The following is a 14,631-nucleotide window of genomic DNA, read 5'->3' as shown; positions in this document are numbered from 1 at the left end:
CCGGGGCAGGGACCGTGGGCCGAACGGCCGGCTCAGCCGTGCCCGCCCGCCGACGCCGTACGCGCGTGGATCTGTTCCGCGGTGAGGTAGGCGTCCGTGTACTCGAAGTCCCGCAGGGTCGCGGGCTGGCGGGCCTGGAAGCCCGTCCGCACGAAGTCGTCCCCGGCGATCGCGTTGAGCATCCAGTTGGTCAGCACCCGGGTCTTGGCCACGTTGGTCCGGAGCGCCGACCAGTGGTAGCCGCGCGCCACGGCCTGCGCGGGCAGACCCTTCAGCTCGATGCCCAGCGGCTTGGAGACGGCGTCCTTGCCGCCGAGGTCCACCACGAGACCGAGATCCTTGTGGACGTAGGGCTGCAGCGTCGTGCCGCGCAGGGAGGCGATGATGTTGCCGGCCAGCGCGCGCCCCTGGCGCATGGCGTGCTGCGCGGTGGGCGGGCAGATCGCTCCGTCACCCTTGGCCAGGTCCGGGACCGCCGCCGCGTCGCCGAGCGCGAACACGCCGTCCGCGCCGGGCAGCGACATCTCGGGTGTCACCGCCAGCCGGCCGCGCACCGTCTCGGCGTCGAGCGTGGCGACGAGCGGACTGGCCGCCACCCCCGCGGTCCAGATCAGCGTGCGGCAGGGCAGCACCCGGCCGTCCGTGAAGGTCACCTTGTCGGGCCCCGCCTCGGCGACCGAGACCCCCAGCGACACCTCGATGCCGCGCCTGCGCAGGATCTCCAGGGCGCTGAGCCCGAGCTTGTCGCCGAGCTCGGGCATGAGCTTGGGCGCGATGTCGATCAGGTGCCACTTGATCAGCTTCGGATCCAGCCGCGGGTAGTGCCGGACGGCGCTCGTGGTGAGCCGCTGCAGACACGCGGCCGTCTCGGTGCCCGCGTAACCACCGCCGACCACGACGAACTGGAGCCGCGAGGCCCGTTCGGCCTCGTCGTGACTGGCGTCCGCCAGGTCGAGCTGGGAGATGACGTGATCGCGGATGTAGGCCGCCTCGGCCAGCGTCTTCATGCCGCGGGCGTTGTCCACGAGACCGGGGATGTCGAACGTCCGCGTGACGCTGCCGGCGGCCAGCACGAGGTAGTCGTACGGCTCGTTCACGATCTCGTCGGTGATCTTGCGGATGACGCAGACCTTCGCCTTGGTGTCCACCCCGATGGCCCCGCCCGGCACGATCCGGGTGCGGTGACGACGGCTCCGGCGCAGGGAGACGGCGACCGACTGCGGGGTCAGGACCCCGGAGGCCACCTGCGGGAGCAGCGGCAGGTACAGCTGGTACGAGAACGGTGTGACGAGCGTGATGTCCGCCTCGCCGGGGGCGAGACTGCGTTCCAGCCGGCGCACGCACTCGATCCCGGCAAAGCCGGCGCCGACAACGAGAATCCTGGGTCGTGCCACGGTGTGCGTCCCTTCTCGGGCTTACGCGGTCATCGCTCGCCTGCCCCGGATCCGGGGCCAGTCACTCCTCATCCTCACCGGAGGGCGGGGACTTCGCCTCTTGTACGGCGGCGGTGCCCGGTCCCCGCACCGGCCCGGGCGGTCTCCACCGGGCCGGTGCGGGGCGCTCATCCGTGCCAGGACCGCCAGAGGGCCGCGTACGCGCCGTCCGCCGACACCAGCGCGTCGTGGCTGCCCAGCTCACTGATCCTGCCGTCCTCGACGACCGCGATCACGTCCGCGTCGTGCGCCGTGTGCAGCCGGTGCGCGATGGCGATCACCGTGCGACCGTCGAGCACCCGGGCCAGCGAGCGCTCCAGATGCCGGGCCGCCCGCGGGTCGAGCAGCGAGGTGGCCTCGTCGAGGACCAGCGTGTGAGGATCCGCCAGGACCAGCCGGGCCAGCGCGATCTGCTGTGCCTGCGCCGGGGTGAGCACCTGGCCGCCCGAACCGACCTCCGTGTCCAGGCCGTCCTGGAGGGCCCTGGCCCAGCCCTCGGCGTCGACCGCCGCGAGGGACGCCCACAGCTCGGCGTCCCCGGCGCCCGTACGGGCCAGCAGCAGATTGTCCCGGAGCGAACCGACGAACACGTGGTGCTCCTGGTTGACCAGGGCCACGTGGGTCCGTACCCGCTCCGCCGTCATCCGGGACAGCTCGGCCCCGCCCAGCGTGACCTCACCCGTACGGGGGGCGTAGATCCCGGCCAGCAGCCGTCCCAGGGTGGACTTGCCCGCGCCCGACGGGCCGACCAGCGCCAGGCGCGTACCGGGGGCGACGTCCAGCGACACCTCGTGCAGGACGTCCACGCCGGCGCGGTAGCCGAAGCGCACGTCGTCCGCCCGTACCCGCCTGCCCTCGGGGCCCACCAGGTCGTCGCCCGCGTCCGGCTCGATCTCCCGCACGCCGACGAGCCTGGCCAGCGACACCTGGGCCACCTGCAGCTCGTCGTACCAGCGCAGGATCAGGCCGATCGGGTCGACCATCATCTGCGCCAGCAGCGCGCCCGTCGTCAGCTGCCCGACGGTCAGCCAGCCCTCCATCACGAACCAGCCGCCGATCAGCAGCACCGCGCCGAGAATCGTCACATAGGTGGCGTTGATGACGGGGAAGAGCACAGAGCGCAGGAACAAGGTGTACCGCTCCCAGGCCGTCCACTCCCTGACCCTGCGGTCCGAGAGCGCGATCCTGCGGGCACCCAGCCGGTGCGCCTCCACCGTCCGCCCGGCGTCCACGGTCTCGGCCAGCACCGCAGCCACCGCCGCGTACCCGGCGGCCTCCGAGCGGTACGCGGACGGAGCCCGCCGGAAGTACCAGCGGCAGCCGATGATCAGCACGGGCAGGGCGATCAGCACCGCCAGGGCGAGGGGCGGGGCCGTGACCGTGAGCGCGCCGAGCAGCAGCCCGACCCACACCACGCCGATCGCCAGTTGCGGCACGGCCTCACGCATCGCGTTGGCCAGCCGGTCGATGTCCGTCGTGATCCTTGACAGCAGGTCTCCCGTACCCGCCCGTTCCAGAACACCCGGCGGCAGCCCCACCGACCGCACGAGGAAGTCCTCGCGCAGATCGGCCAGCATCTCCTCGCCGAGCATCGCCCCCCGCAACCGCATGGTCCGCGTGAACACGGTCTGCACGACCAGCGCCACCGCGAACACCGCCGCGGTCCGTTCCAGGTGGAGGTCGGTGACCCCGTTCGACAGGTCCTCCACCAGGCCGCCCAGCAGGTACGGACCGGTGATCGAGGCGATCACCGCGATGGCGTTGACGGAGATGAGCACCGTGAACGGCTTCCGGTGACGCCGCAGCAGAGAGCGGACGTACGTCCGTACGGTCGTCGGTGTGCCCACCGGCAGGGTCGTCGCCGACTGCGGCGCGGCAGGGTCGTACTCGGGGCGTGCGACGCCGATCATGCCCTCTCCTCGATTTCCTCGATCGCCTCGGCCGACCGCGGCGCGTCGATCCCGGCGAGATCCTCGGACGCGGCCGGAGCCGCCCTCTCGTCATCCGTCTCACGGGTCACGACCGCCCGGTAGCGCGGCTCCTCCCGCAGCAGTGCGCGGTGGGTTCCGACCGCCACGACCGTGCTGTCGTGGACCAGCACCACCCGGTCGGCGCAGTCCAGCAGCAGCGGGGACGAGGCGAACGCCACCGTCGTGCGGCCCGTGCGCAGCTGCTTGATGCCCACGGCGACCTGGGCCTCCGTGTGCGAGTCGACGGCCGACGTCGGCTCGTCCAGGACCAGCACCTCAGGGTCGGTGACCAGGGAACGGGCCAGCGCGAGCCGCTGGCGCTGGCCGCCGGACAAGGACCGGCCGCGTTCGGTGATCCGGGTGCGCATGGGGTCGCCGTCCGTGTCGACGGACGCCTGGGCCAGCGCGCCGAGCACGTCCCCGCACCGGGCGGCGGCCAGCGCGTCCTCGGCGGTGACCGCCCCGGAGCACGGTACGTCGAGCAGCTCCTGCAGCGTGCCGGAGAGCAGCACCGGGTCCTTGTCCTGGACCAGCACCGCGGCCCGCGCGGAGGCGAGCGGCAACTCGTCCAGCGGTACGCCGCCGAGCAGGACCGACGGGACCGGCCGTGGCGCGTCCCCGGCCTCGGCGCCGGAGGTTTCCTCAGGGCCGGTGTGTGCCGCGTCCTCGGCCTTGCTGGAGGACGTGCCCCCTGTGTCGGCATGCCCGCCGAGACGTTCGGCCAGCCGGCCCGCCTCGTCCGGGTCACCGCAGACCACTGCGGTGAACAGGCCCCGAGGAGCCATCAGTCCGGTCACCGGGTCGTAAAGATCACCCTCGGGCGCCGCGGCATCCATCGTCGAGGGCCGGGCGCTGCGCCGCAGCGACAGCACCCGGACCGCGCGCTGCGCGGAGGGCCGGGAGAAGGAGTACGCCATGGCGATCTCCTCGAAGTGCCGCAGGGGGAAGAGCATCAGGGTCGCCGCGCTGTACACGGTGACCAGCTGGCCCACCTCGATGCGGCCGTCGCGGGCCAGGGTCGCCCCGTACCAGACCAGTGAGATCAGCAGGACGCCGGGAAGGAAGACCTGGACGGCCGAGATGAGCGCCCACATCCGCGCGCTGCGCACGGCTGCCTCGCGTACCTCCTGGGAGGCACGCCGGTAGCGGCCCAGGAACAGTTCCTCGCCGCCGATTCCGCGCAGCACCCGCAGCCCGGCGACCGTGTCGGACGCGAGTTCGGTGGCCCGGCCCGCCTTCTCGCGCTGCAGGTCGGCACGGTGGGTGGCCCGGGGGAGCAGCGGCAGGACGGCCAGGGCGAGGAGGGGTACGGCGATGGCCACCAGCACCCCGAGCGAAGGCAGGTAGAGGACGAGCCCGACGCAGATCAGGACGAGCGCGGTGGCGGCGGCCACGAAACGTGACAGTGCCTCGACGAACCAGCCGATCTTCTCGACATCGCCCGTGGAGACGGCGACGACCTCGCCCGCCGCGACCCGCCGGGTCAGTGCCGACCCGAGTTCGGCGGTCTTGCGGGCCAGCAGCTGCTGGACGCGCGCAGCGGCGGTGATCCAGTTGGTGACCGCCGTGCGGTGGAGCATCGTGTCGCCGACCGCGATGAGGATGCCCAGGAGCACGATGAGCGCCCCGGCGAGGGCGAGGCCCCGGCCGGAGCGTTCGATGACGGCCTGCACCGCGAGGCCGACGGCCAGCGGCAGGCCGGCGATCGAGCACTGGTGCAGCAGTCCCCAGGAGAGTGACTTGAGCTGGCCGGTGAGCTGACCGCGCCCGAGCCAGAGGAGGAAGCGTGGGCCTGAACGGACATCGGGGTCGCCGGGATCCGAGTACGGAAGATCGCGAATCTGCATGACGTCCAAAGGATCGGAAGGGCGGAGGCCCGTGGCGGGCCTCGTGGAACAGGGGAGCAAACCGTGCAAGGTTCGCGTCCCGCACCCGTCCGGGGCAACCGATTAATCGCGCCTGGGTGCGAGGGGGGCTCGGTGGCGGACGGGACTGACACCGCCGATCCGTGGAGGCCGAGGGTCCCGTGTGGCCGGCGTTCCGCTCGCAGTCGATGTCCTTCGTGCGGCCGGCGTTCCGCTCGCAGCCGACGTCCTTCATGCAGCCGACGACGTCCTCCGTGGTCCCGCCGATCCTGTGAACGGCCGTCGTCGTGTCTCCGCCGCCTCCGTGGAGCCGACGGGGGAGGGCTCCACGGAGGCGGTGACGCGGAATTGTTCTACGGCGACCGGCGGTGCCGTGGGTGGGGCCCGTACGGCCCTACTCCGCGGGCTTGACGGAGTCCATGCCCGAGCGGGCCTTCTTCCACTCGCCGCGGGTGAAGTCCGGGATCGGCTGCGGAGCGCCCTTGGCCTTGATGGAGAGGTGGCTCAGCGGCACCGGCGCGGTCCAGGTGGCCGCGTCGTACACGTCGAAGTCGGGCACGAGCCCGAGGCGTAGGCACTGCATCAGCCGGAAGACCAGCATGTAGTCCATTCCGCCGTGACCTCCCGGCGGGTTGGCGTGCTCCTTCCACAGCCAGTGGTCCCAGTCCGCGTACGCGGAGAAGTCCGCCCACTGGTCGTTCGTGTGATCGGGCTCGAGGTAGATCCGCGCCGGGTAGTCCTCGAACACGCCCTTCGTACCGCCGAGACTGTTGATGCGTGAGTACGGGTGAGGCGTCGACACGTCGTGTTCGAGGCGGATCACCCGGCCCTTGGCGGTCTGGACGAGGCTGATCGTCCGGTCGCTCTCGATATAGGTCTCCTTCCAGCTCGGGTCGCCGGCCGGCATGTGCTTCTCGCGGTACTCGGCGAGGCCGAGGGAGGGGGAGCCGACGCTGGTGATGCTCACCGCGCGGTCACCCCGGTTGACGTCCATGTAATTGGCTACCGGCCCGAACCCGTGGTTGGGGTACAGATCCCCGCGCAGCCGGGTGTGCCACAACCGCCGCCAGGGGCCTTCGTAATAGTCGGGATCGAACATCAGGCCGCGCAGATCGTGGTTGTACGCGCCGGCGCCGTGCAGCAGGTCGCCGAAGAGACCCGCGTGGGCCATGCGCAGCACCCGCATCTCGTTCCGGCCGTAGCAGCAGTTCTCCAACTGCATGCAGTGCCGCCGCGTCCGTTCCGAAAGGTCGACCAGCTCCCAGAGCTGGTCGAGCCGCAGAGCGATCGGACACTCGACGCCCACGTGCTTGCCGTTGAGCAGGGCGGTCTTCGCCATCTCGAAGTGGAAGTCCCAGGGCGTTGCCACGTAGACGAAGTCGACGTCCCCGCGCTCGCAGAGGTTCTCGTAGTCGTCCTCGCCCTTGGTGTACACGGCCGGCGTCGGCTGCCCGGCCGCCGTCACCTTCGCGGCCGCCCGCTCCGCCTTGGCCTTCACGGGGTCACAGACGGCGACGACCCGGACGCCGGGGACGGCGAGGAACAGATCGATCATGCTGCCGCCGCGATTGCCGAGTCCGACGATGCCGACCCGAACGGTGGAGCGCCGGTCGAAGGGCACCCCGGCCATCGTCGCGCCCTGGCGGGCCGGGGCGTGGGCGGAGTCAGGGGTGGGCGGTACAGCGTCGGCCGGGCGGCGGTCCGCCGCCGACGCCGTACCGCTTCCGAGTCCGCCGAGACCGAGACCGGTTCCGGCGATTCCGGCCGCTCCGGCCGCTCCAGCCGTGGTGCGAAGCACCGAACGACGGCTCAGCGAGGCGGTGTCCGGTGTCCGGTGGTTCTCGTCCGGGGCGTGGCTGCGGTCCTGGGCCTGTGAAGCGTCGTCATTCATCGAGCCTCCAGAAAGGGGGATCCGACGGTGCGCGTACGGTCCGGAACCCGCGCGCGCGTGGCGGGTTCCCGAACCTCGGTAAGGACCTTGGACGGCGGGACTGCTGGTGTGCAAGGGATGCGATTGGACTCTCGCGCCCAAACCATGGACTTTTCGAAGGACGGAGGTGGAGGCCCGGCCGACGGACCGTGCTCCAAGGGCAACCGGCAAACGGGCAAGGGGCAGACGGACAGCGGATATCGAGTCAGCGCGCAACAGGCGATGAGCCGAGAGGCAAGGGGCAGTGAGGCGGCAGGGACGCGTCGAGCCGGGCTGCGGAGGCGGCACCGTGCGGCATGGCTGCGCATGGGCTGCGGTCGGCGCGGGGGTATGAGCCAGCAGTCAGCAGTCAGCAGTCAGCAGCCGGTCACGCCAGTCAGTGAGCAGCCGGCCACGCCAGTCAGCCAGGGTGGCCCTCGGCCCGGATGCTGGACGGTGCGTCGGCCCGATCGGCAACCTCAGCAGCGGCGGCGCTCGGGCATCCCGTTGACGAGAGCGGTCATCAGGCCGCTCAGCACTTCTCGCTGATCGGCTGTCAGGGGCGCCAGGATCTCCTCCGCAGCCGCCTTGCGCGCGTCGCGCAGCGAGCGGAGCACGGCCCGCCCCTCCTCGGTCATCTCGATACGGACCACCCGTCGGTTGGTCGGATCGGGAACACGCCGCACCCGCCCGCTCGCCTCCAGGCCGTCCACCAGGCTCGTCACCGCCCTCGGCACCACGTCCAGCCGCGCGGCCAGGTCGGCCATCCGCGGCGGGCCGTCGTAGTGCGCGACCGTGCGCAGCAGGCGAAACTGCGCAGGCGTGATGCCTATCGGCTCCAGCTGGCGGCTCTGGATGCGCTGGAGCCTGCGCGTGAGCCGAAGCAGCTGTTCGGCCAGGAGGCCGTCGGAGTCGGGGGAGTCCATGCGGGAACAATATCAGGACCCGGTTCATTGTGAGTAGAGGTAACAATGAGCTAAGCTCTCAAAGTCACCTTTCATCCGCCGCCGGGGTCCCGTGCCTGCCGGCCTCCCGCCGTCGAAGGAGCCCATGAAACCCGACGAACCTCTGTGGACACCTCCCGACGGAGGCGTACGGCAGCCGCCCGCCGAGCTCGGCCGTATCTTCCGCCTCTTCCATCCCTATCGAGGCAGACTCGCGGTGGTAGGGCTGCTGGTCGGCGCCTCGTCGCTGGTGTCGGTCGCCTCCCCGTTCCTGCTCCGCGAGATCCTGGACACCGCCATCCCCCAGGGTCGTACGGGGCTGCTCACCCTGCTCGCCCTCGGCATGATCCTCACTGCCGTGATGAACAGCGTCTTCGGCGTCCTGCAGACCCTGATCTCCACGACGGTCGGCCAGCGCGTCATGCACGATCTGCGCACCGCCGTCTACACCCAGCTGCAGCGGATGCCGCTCGCCTTCTTCACCCGGACCCGCACGGGCGAGGTCCAGTCACGCATCGCCAACGACATCGGCGGTATGCAGGCGACGGTCACCTCCACCGCGACCTCCCTGGTCTCCAACCTCACCGCGGTCATCGCCACCGTCGTCGCCATGCTGGCGCTCGACTGGCGTCTCACAGTGGTCTCACTGCTGCTGCTGCCGGTCTTCGTCTGGATCAGCCGCCGGGTCGGGCGGGAGCGTAAGAAGATCACCACGCAGCGCCAGAAGCAGATGGCCGCCATGGCGGCCACGGTCACCGAGTCGCTGTCCGTCAGCGGCATCCTGCTGGGCCGCACCATGGGCCGCTCGGACTCGCTCACCCAGGGATTCGCCGAGGAGTCGGAGCGCCTGGTCGACCTGGAAGTGCGCTCCAACATGGCCGGACGCTGGCGGATGTCGACGATCGGCATCGTGATGGCCGCCATGCCCGCCGTCATCTACTGGGCTGCCGGGCTCACGCTCCAGGCGGGGGCCACCGCGGTCTCCCTCGGCACCCTGGTCGCCTTCGTCTCGCTCCAGCAGGGCTTGTTCCGGCCCGCGGTGAGCCTGCTCTCCACCGGCGTACAGATGCAGACGTCCCTGGCCCTGTTCCAGCGGATCTTCGAGTATCTCGATCTGGAAGTGGACATCACCGAGCCCGCGAAGCCCGTCCGGCTGGAGAAGATCCGCGGGGAGGTAGCCTTCGAGGACGTCACCTTCAGCTACGACGAGAAGAGCGGCCCGACCCTGAGCGGCATCGACGTGACGGTGCCCGCCGGCACGAGCCTGGCCGTCGTCGGACCGACCGGTTCGGGTAAATCCACGCTCAGCTATCTGGTGCCGCGCCTGTACGACGTGACGGGCGGCAGGGTCACCATCGACGGCGTCGATGTGCGGGACCTCGACTTCGACACCCTCGCCCGGGCTGTCGGCGTCGTCTCCCAGGAGACGTACCTCTTCCACGCCTCGGTCGCCGAGAACCTCCGCTTCGCCAAGCCGGACGCCACGGAGGAGGAGATCGAGGCCGCAGCTCGTACGGCGCAGATCCACGACCACATCGCCTCCCTGCCCGACGGCTACGACACCCTCGTCGGCGAGCGGGGCTACCGCTTCTCCGGCGGCGAGAAGCAGCGCCTCGCGATCGCCCGCACGATTCTCAGGGACCCGCCCGTGCTCATCCTCGACGAGGCGACCAGCGCCCTCGACACCCGTACGGAGCACGCCGTGCAGCAGGCGATCGACGCCCTGTCGAAGGGCCGCACCACTCTCACCATCGCCCACCGCCTCTCGACCGTCCGGGACGCGGACCAGATCGTCGTCCTGGACGGCGGCCGCGCGGCCGAGCGCGGTACGCACGAGGAACTGCTCCGGCAGGACGGTCGGTACGCCGCTCTCATCCGCCGCGACAGCCGTCTGACCCCGACGGCCACGTGACCCGATCCGACCTGGCCTCGGCGGGCCTCCGCAGGTGGCCGACCCTCGCCGTACGGCGTGTTCGCCGCTCCTGAGAGCACTGCTCAAGGGTGCAGATGTCATCTCCGTGATGCGCAGCGGCGACGAAACGCAGAACGATCACGCGTTCGCGCGAACACACGATCCCGCGTCCGTCTGTTCCGGCCCAGGGCCGGGGCCGCACGGATGCGCCCCGATATCAGGCCGGGACACGGTCCAGCAGCCGCGTGATCGAGCGGACCGCCGCCCGCCCGGCCCGGTTGGCGCCGATCGTGCTGGCGGACGGGCCGTAGCCGACCAGATGGACGCGGGGGTCCCGCACGGCCTGGGTGTCCTCGACCCGTATGCCCCCGCCCGGCTCCCGAAGCCGCAGGGGAGTCAGGTGATCGACGGCGGCACGGAAGCCGGTGGCCCACAGGATCACATCGGCCTCGACGGTGCGGCCGTCGGCCCAGGCCACGCCGCTGGGCGTGATCCGGTCGAACATGGGAAGCCGCTCGAGCACCCCCTCCGCGCGTGCGCGCCGGATGGCGTCGTTCAGCGGCAGCCCGGTCACACTCACCACGCTCTGCGGCGGGAGACCGCGCCGTACGCGCTCCTCCACCATGGCCACGGCGGCCCGCCCCTCCACCTCGCCGAAGGGCCCCTCGCGGAACACGGGCGGCCGTCGCGTCACCCAGTGCGTGGCCGCTGCCACCTCGGCGATCTCCATCAGGTGCTGGGTCCCGGAGGCGCCACCGCCGACGACGATCACCCGCAGCCCGGCGAACTCCGCCGGGCCTGGGTAGCCGGCGGTGTGCAACTGCCGCCCGCGGAACGTCTCCTGGCCCGGGTAACGCGGCCAGAACGGCCGGTCCCAGGTGCCCGTCGCGTTGATCAGCGCTCGCGTCGCGTACCCACCCTCGGACGTTTCGACGAGCAACCGGCCACCCTCACTCTCGCGCACGGCGCTCACCTCCACCGGCCGGTGCACACGCAGACCGAAGCGGCTCTCGTACGCGTCGAAGTAGGCACCGATCACCTCGGAGGACGGCCGGCCGTCGTCGGCGCCCGTGAGCTCCATGCCGGGCAGAGAGTGCATGCCGTGCACCTTGCCGTAAGTCAGCGAGGGCCAGCGGAACTGCCAGGCACCCCCGGGCCCGGGGGCGTGGTCGAAGACGACGAAGTCCCGGTCCGGCGCGAAACCCGCGCGCCGCAGATGGTAGGCGGCGGACAGGCCCGCCTGCCCCGCGCCGATCACGGCCACATCCAGCTCGCGCACCCCAGAATCGTTCACGCTTCTACCAACTCTGGGTGGGTCCTGGATCTTCCCGACGGTGCCATCCGCACCACCGGCGTCAGAATGGGGCCATGCCTGAATCCTTCGCCACCCACATCCTGGACATCACCACCGGACGGACCGAGACCGTCACCGACCTCACCGCCGATTGCGCACGCTTCCTCGCGGACGCGGCCCACGGCCGGGACGGCCTGCTCAACGTCTTCGTGCCCCACGCCACGGCCGGCATCGCCGTCCTGGAGACCGGAGCCGGCAGCGACGAGGACCTCCTGTCCACCCTGCAGACCCTGCTTCCGGCCGACGGCCGCTGGCGCCACCGCCACGGCACCCCGGGCCACGGTCGCGACCACGTGCTTCCCGCCCTCGTACCCCCGCACGCCACGCTGCCGGTGATCGGCGGGCGACTCGAACTCGGGACGTGGCAGTCGGTATGCCTGGTGGACACGAATGTCGATAATGCGGAGCGGCAGGTGCGGCTGTCGTTCCTCGGGTAGGGCTGCATCTGCCGTCACTGCAGGAGCGATGTCCGGCCGCACCGAGTGAGACGCCGCCCGGATCGGTGATGGCTATGTGTTGACTCCGGCCGACGGTTGGGGGTGGTGTCGAACCGTCCGGCTGTTCCCGGGAGGTTGTCGGCATCAGGTGACAGGATGCCGTGCCATGACCGCACCGATCAGTGCGTCGTGGACGCGCATCGAGAACTGGCTGGCCCGGAATGCTCCGTCGACCTACGCTGCGCTGGCGCCGCCCGCGGATCCGGCGGACATCGCCGCAACCGAACGGGTCATCGGCCAGCCACTCCCGGAGCCCTTGGTGATGTCGCTGTCGCGACACGATGGTCTCCTCGACCGCTGGCACGTGCTGCTGCCAGGGTTCTACAGCCTGCTGAGCACACGCGGGGTGGCGGTCGACTGGCAATTCCGTGCCCCCTACTACGACAAACGTACGGCGGATGAGGAAGGAGACGAGACGGAGTACGACTTCATGAAGATTGGCAGCTCCGTCCTGTATGGACATCCGCAGTTGATCCCCGTCGGGCGGGATCTCGGAGGAGGGGGCCTCGTGCTGGACAACCGTCCCGGGATCAACCGCGGGCGCATCCACGAAGTCGAGGCCACGGAAGGCGTTACGTTTGGGGCACACGAGATGTGGACCTCCCTGCCGGTGCTCATGGATGCAGTCGCCACCTCCCTTGAGACCGACCAGCCCCTGGACGGCTACGCGCCTGTTGTGGACGTGGAACAGAGACTGCAATGGGACTTCCGACCGCTGCGCCGTGATCGGACCTAGCCCGGGCGTGGGCCTGATGCAGCAGCGGATGGTGAGGTCGGTGGAGCCTCAACATGGCTCTGTCTGGGGCGACTACGTTGCTGCATGTCTCAACGCATGTCGTCGTGCCACGACAGGCCGGTGTGTACCGGCGGTTCAGCTCGACGTGAGTGTGCGCCGGTGTTGGTCAGCGGAGGCCGGCACCCTCATGATCGGCTGCCGCCCCAGGCGGCCGACGTGTGGTGTATGCGGTACCCGCCGAGCGCAAGGTGCAGTGTTTATGCTGTCAACATGCTCTATCCTGGAAGGCGGCTTGCGTCCCGTGTACGGTGAGGTCTATGAAGGACAACGCCGCTTCACTGGTCGGCCCCCTGGTCACTGGTTCCGAGATCGCTCGGTTGGCCGGTGTCACTCGGGCTGCCGTGTCCAATTGGCGTCGGCGCTATGACGACTTCCCCGCGCAGGCGGGCGGCGCCGCGAACAGTCCGCTCTACGCGCTCGCCGAAGTCCAGGCGTGGCTGGACAAGCAGCGCAAAGGCCAGGAGGTATCACCCGAGGTCGAGCTATGGCAGGCCATGAGAGCCGCGTACGGCGAGCAGATGGTCGCGGGTCTGGCCGAGGTGGCAGGGATGCTTGCCGGAGAGCAGGCGGCGGGATTGCCGGACGATGTCTCGGCCCGTGTACGGACGCTTGCGCGAGCTGAAGCACCCGTCGACCTCGTCAACGGACTGACCGAGCGCTTCATGGACTCGGCTCGGCGTGCCGGGTCGGACCAGGTGACCTCCGAGCGCGTGGTGCGGGCTGTGTGCCACTTCGCTCCCGAACTGCCGGCGGCCGCTACGGTCTTCGATCCCGCTTGTGGAATCGGGGTGCTGCTCCTGTCCGTCGCCGCGGAAGCGGGCGCGCCTTGTCGCGGCCAGGAGATCGATGCTGACAGCGCCCGCTTCGCGCAGCTTCGCGCCGACCTCCTGGACCGCCCGGACGTGCGCATCGTGGCGGGTGATTCCCTGCGTGAGGACGGATGGCCAGACCTCAAGGCGGACCTGGTCGTCTGCGACCCGCCGACCGGTGTGACCGAGTGGGGGCGAGAGGAACTGCTGCTCGACTCGCGATGGGAACTCGGTACTCCCTCCAAGGCCGAAGGAGAACTGGCGTGGCTCCAACACGCCTATGCGCATACCGATGCCGGCGGCCAGGTCCTCATGGTCATGCCCGCCTCGGTCGCCTACCGCAAGGCAGGCCGCCGTATCCGGGCGGAGCTCGTACGCCGGGGGATCCTGCGCCAAGTGGTCGCTCTACCGCCCGGGACAGCGACCTCCCACGCCATGCCCGTACATCTGTGGTGCCTGCAGCGTCCTGAGAGCACGGGGAGCGCGGAGATGATCCGGGCCGTGCGCATGGTTGACCTGACCGACAACAGCCCGGACGGGGATGTGGACCCACGTCCCGACCAGATCGCCGACGTGCCTCTGATCGAGCTCCTCGACGACACCGTCGACCTGACCCCCGGCAGCCATCTGAGGGCCCGGCACCGCGACTACCCCGAGGAGTACGCCACGCTGCGCGAGGAGCTGACGGACCAGATCCGCCGACTCGCCGCTCTCCTGCCCGAGCTGGCGCCGGGCGGTGGACCGGGCTCACTGGACGCCGCCTCGACCAGCGTCGCGGAGCTCGCCCGCGCCGGACTCGTCTCGTACGACGGTCCGGAGCCCGTATCGGCCAGCGAACAGCTGGACACGGACTATCTGCAGGGATTCCTGCGCAGTTCCTTCAATACCCGCCGGTCCACGAGTGCCAGCGGGTCCTACCGCCTCGATGGCAAGGGTTCACGCATCCCTCGTATGGGCATCGACGACCAGCGTCGGTACGGTTCTGCCTTCCGGGCTCTGTCCGTGTTCGAGGAAGGCATGCGCAGGGTGGACGAGCTGAGTCGACAGCTCGCCGAAGTCGCCCGCGACGGCCTCGCCACGGGAGCCCTGGCGCCGGAGGAGTGAGAACAACAGCAGGCCGGCCCCAGCCGGGGCGGCCCGCT

At 70.5% G+C, this 14,631-nt stretch carries 10 protein-coding genes; 4 read left to right on the top strand and 6 right to left on the bottom strand.

Annotated elements, in window-relative coordinates:
* Positions 1-32 precede the first annotated feature (32 nt).
* The 5 genes from ACH4VO_RS08520 to ACH4VO_RS08500 form a co-directional block, all read right to left on the bottom strand.
* Positions 33-1,394 (bottom strand): NAD(P)/FAD-dependent oxidoreductase, encoded by a 1,362-nt coding sequence (locus tag ACH4VO_RS08520; RefSeq protein WP_360984424.1) that lies wholly within the window; start codon positions 1,392-1,394, stop codon positions 33-35.
* A gap of 167 nt (positions 1,395-1,561) precedes the next feature.
* A complete protein-coding gene (locus tag ACH4VO_RS08515; RefSeq protein WP_360984427.1) occupies positions 1,562-3,343 on the bottom strand; it encodes an ABC transporter ATP-binding protein in 1,782 nt (593 codons plus the stop codon).
* Complete coding sequence (locus ACH4VO_RS08510) at positions 3,340-5,250, bottom strand: ABC transporter ATP-binding protein (RefSeq protein ID WP_360984430.1); 1,911 nt, start codon at positions 5,248-5,250, stop codon at positions 3,340-3,342. Before ACH4VO_RS08510 ends, ACH4VO_RS08515 begins: the two co-directional genes overlap by 4 nt.
* A 412-nt stretch (positions 5,251-5,662) precedes the next feature.
* Positions 5,663-7,159 (bottom strand): Gfo/Idh/MocA family oxidoreductase, encoded by a 1,497-nt coding sequence (locus ACH4VO_RS08505; RefSeq protein WP_360984433.1) that lies wholly within the window; start codon positions 7,157-7,159, stop codon positions 5,663-5,665.
* 497 nt (positions 7,160-7,656) lie between these two features.
* Positions 7,657-8,103, bottom strand: a complete 447-nt coding sequence (locus ACH4VO_RS08500; protein ID WP_360984436.1) for a MarR family transcriptional regulator — start codon at positions 8,101-8,103, stop codon at positions 7,657-7,659.
* 124 nt (positions 8,104-8,227) lie between these two features.
* Between ACH4VO_RS08500 and ACH4VO_RS08495 the strand changes: the two genes are divergently transcribed.
* Positions 8,228-10,033 (top strand): ABC transporter ATP-binding protein, encoded by a 1,806-nt coding sequence (locus tag ACH4VO_RS08495; RefSeq protein ID WP_360984439.1) that lies wholly within the window; start codon positions 8,228-8,230, stop codon positions 10,031-10,033.
* Between the two features lie 217 nt (positions 10,034-10,250).
* Here ACH4VO_RS08495 and ACH4VO_RS08490 read toward each other — a convergent pair whose 3' ends face one another.
* The gene (locus ACH4VO_RS08490) at positions 10,251-11,312 is read right to left on the bottom strand and encodes an NAD(P)-binding domain-containing protein (RefSeq protein ID WP_360984442.1); all 1,062 of its coding nucleotides are present in this window, start codon (positions 11,310-11,312) and stop codon (positions 10,251-10,253) included.
* An 89-nt stretch (positions 11,313-11,401) separates the two neighbouring features.
* Here ACH4VO_RS08490 and ACH4VO_RS08485 point away from each other — a divergent pair, with 89 nt between their 5' ends.
* The 3 genes from ACH4VO_RS08485 to ACH4VO_RS08475 all read left to right on the top strand — a co-directional run bounded on the left by ACH4VO_RS08485 (position 11,402) and on the right by ACH4VO_RS08475 (position 14,593).
* Positions 11,402-11,824, top strand: coding sequence for a secondary thiamine-phosphate synthase enzyme YjbQ (locus ACH4VO_RS08485; RefSeq protein ID WP_360984445.1), 423 nt, complete (start codon positions 11,402-11,404; stop codon positions 11,822-11,824).
* A 166-nt stretch (positions 11,825-11,990) separates the two neighbouring features.
* Complete coding sequence (locus ACH4VO_RS08480) at positions 11,991-12,620, top strand: SMI1/KNR4 family protein (protein ID WP_360984448.1); 630 nt, start codon at positions 11,991-11,993, stop codon at positions 12,618-12,620.
* Positions 12,621-12,937: 317 nt separating this feature from the next.
* On the top strand, positions 12,938-14,593 hold the full coding sequence (locus ACH4VO_RS08475; RefSeq protein ID WP_360984451.1) for an N-6 DNA methylase: 1,656 nt from the start codon (positions 12,938-12,940) through the stop codon (positions 14,591-14,593).
* Positions 14,594-14,631 lie beyond the last annotated feature (38 nt).

Source organism: Streptomyces sp. NPDC020780 (assembly GCF_044334475.1).
GTDB lineage: Bacteria > Actinomycetota > Actinomycetes > Streptomycetales > Streptomycetaceae > Streptomyces.
This window is presented reverse-complemented; position numbering and strand designations above follow the sequence as displayed.

Bases quoted from the DNA above. Each gene is read 5' to 3' on its own strand.
- ACH4VO_RS08515 (WP_360984427.1), bottom strand. From the start codon at position 3,343: ATGATCGGCGTCGCACGCCCCGAGTACGACCCTGCCGCGCCGCAGTCG.
- ACH4VO_RS08510 (WP_360984430.1), bottom strand. From the start codon at position 5,250: ATGCAGATTCGCGATCTTCCGTACTCGGATCCCGGCGACCCCGATGTC.
- ACH4VO_RS08505 (WP_360984433.1), bottom strand. From the start codon at position 7,159: ATGAATGACGACGCTTCACAGGCCCAGGACCGCAGCCACGCCCCGGAC.
- ACH4VO_RS08500 (WP_360984436.1), bottom strand. From the start codon at position 8,103: ATGGACTCCCCCGACTCCGACGGCCTCCTGGCCGAACAGCTGCTTCGG.
- ACH4VO_RS08495 (WP_360984439.1), top strand. From the start codon at position 8,228: ATGAAACCCGACGAACCTCTGTGGACACCTCCCGACGGAGGCGTACGG.
- ACH4VO_RS08485 (WP_360984445.1), top strand. From the start codon at position 11,402: ATGCCTGAATCCTTCGCCACCCACATCCTGGACATCACCACCGGACGG.
- ACH4VO_RS08480 (WP_360984448.1), top strand. From the start codon at position 11,991: ATGACCGCACCGATCAGTGCGTCGTGGACGCGCATCGAGAACTGGCTG.
- ACH4VO_RS08475 (WP_360984451.1), top strand. From the start codon at position 12,938: ATGAAGGACAACGCCGCTTCACTGGTCGGCCCCCTGGTCACTGGTTCC.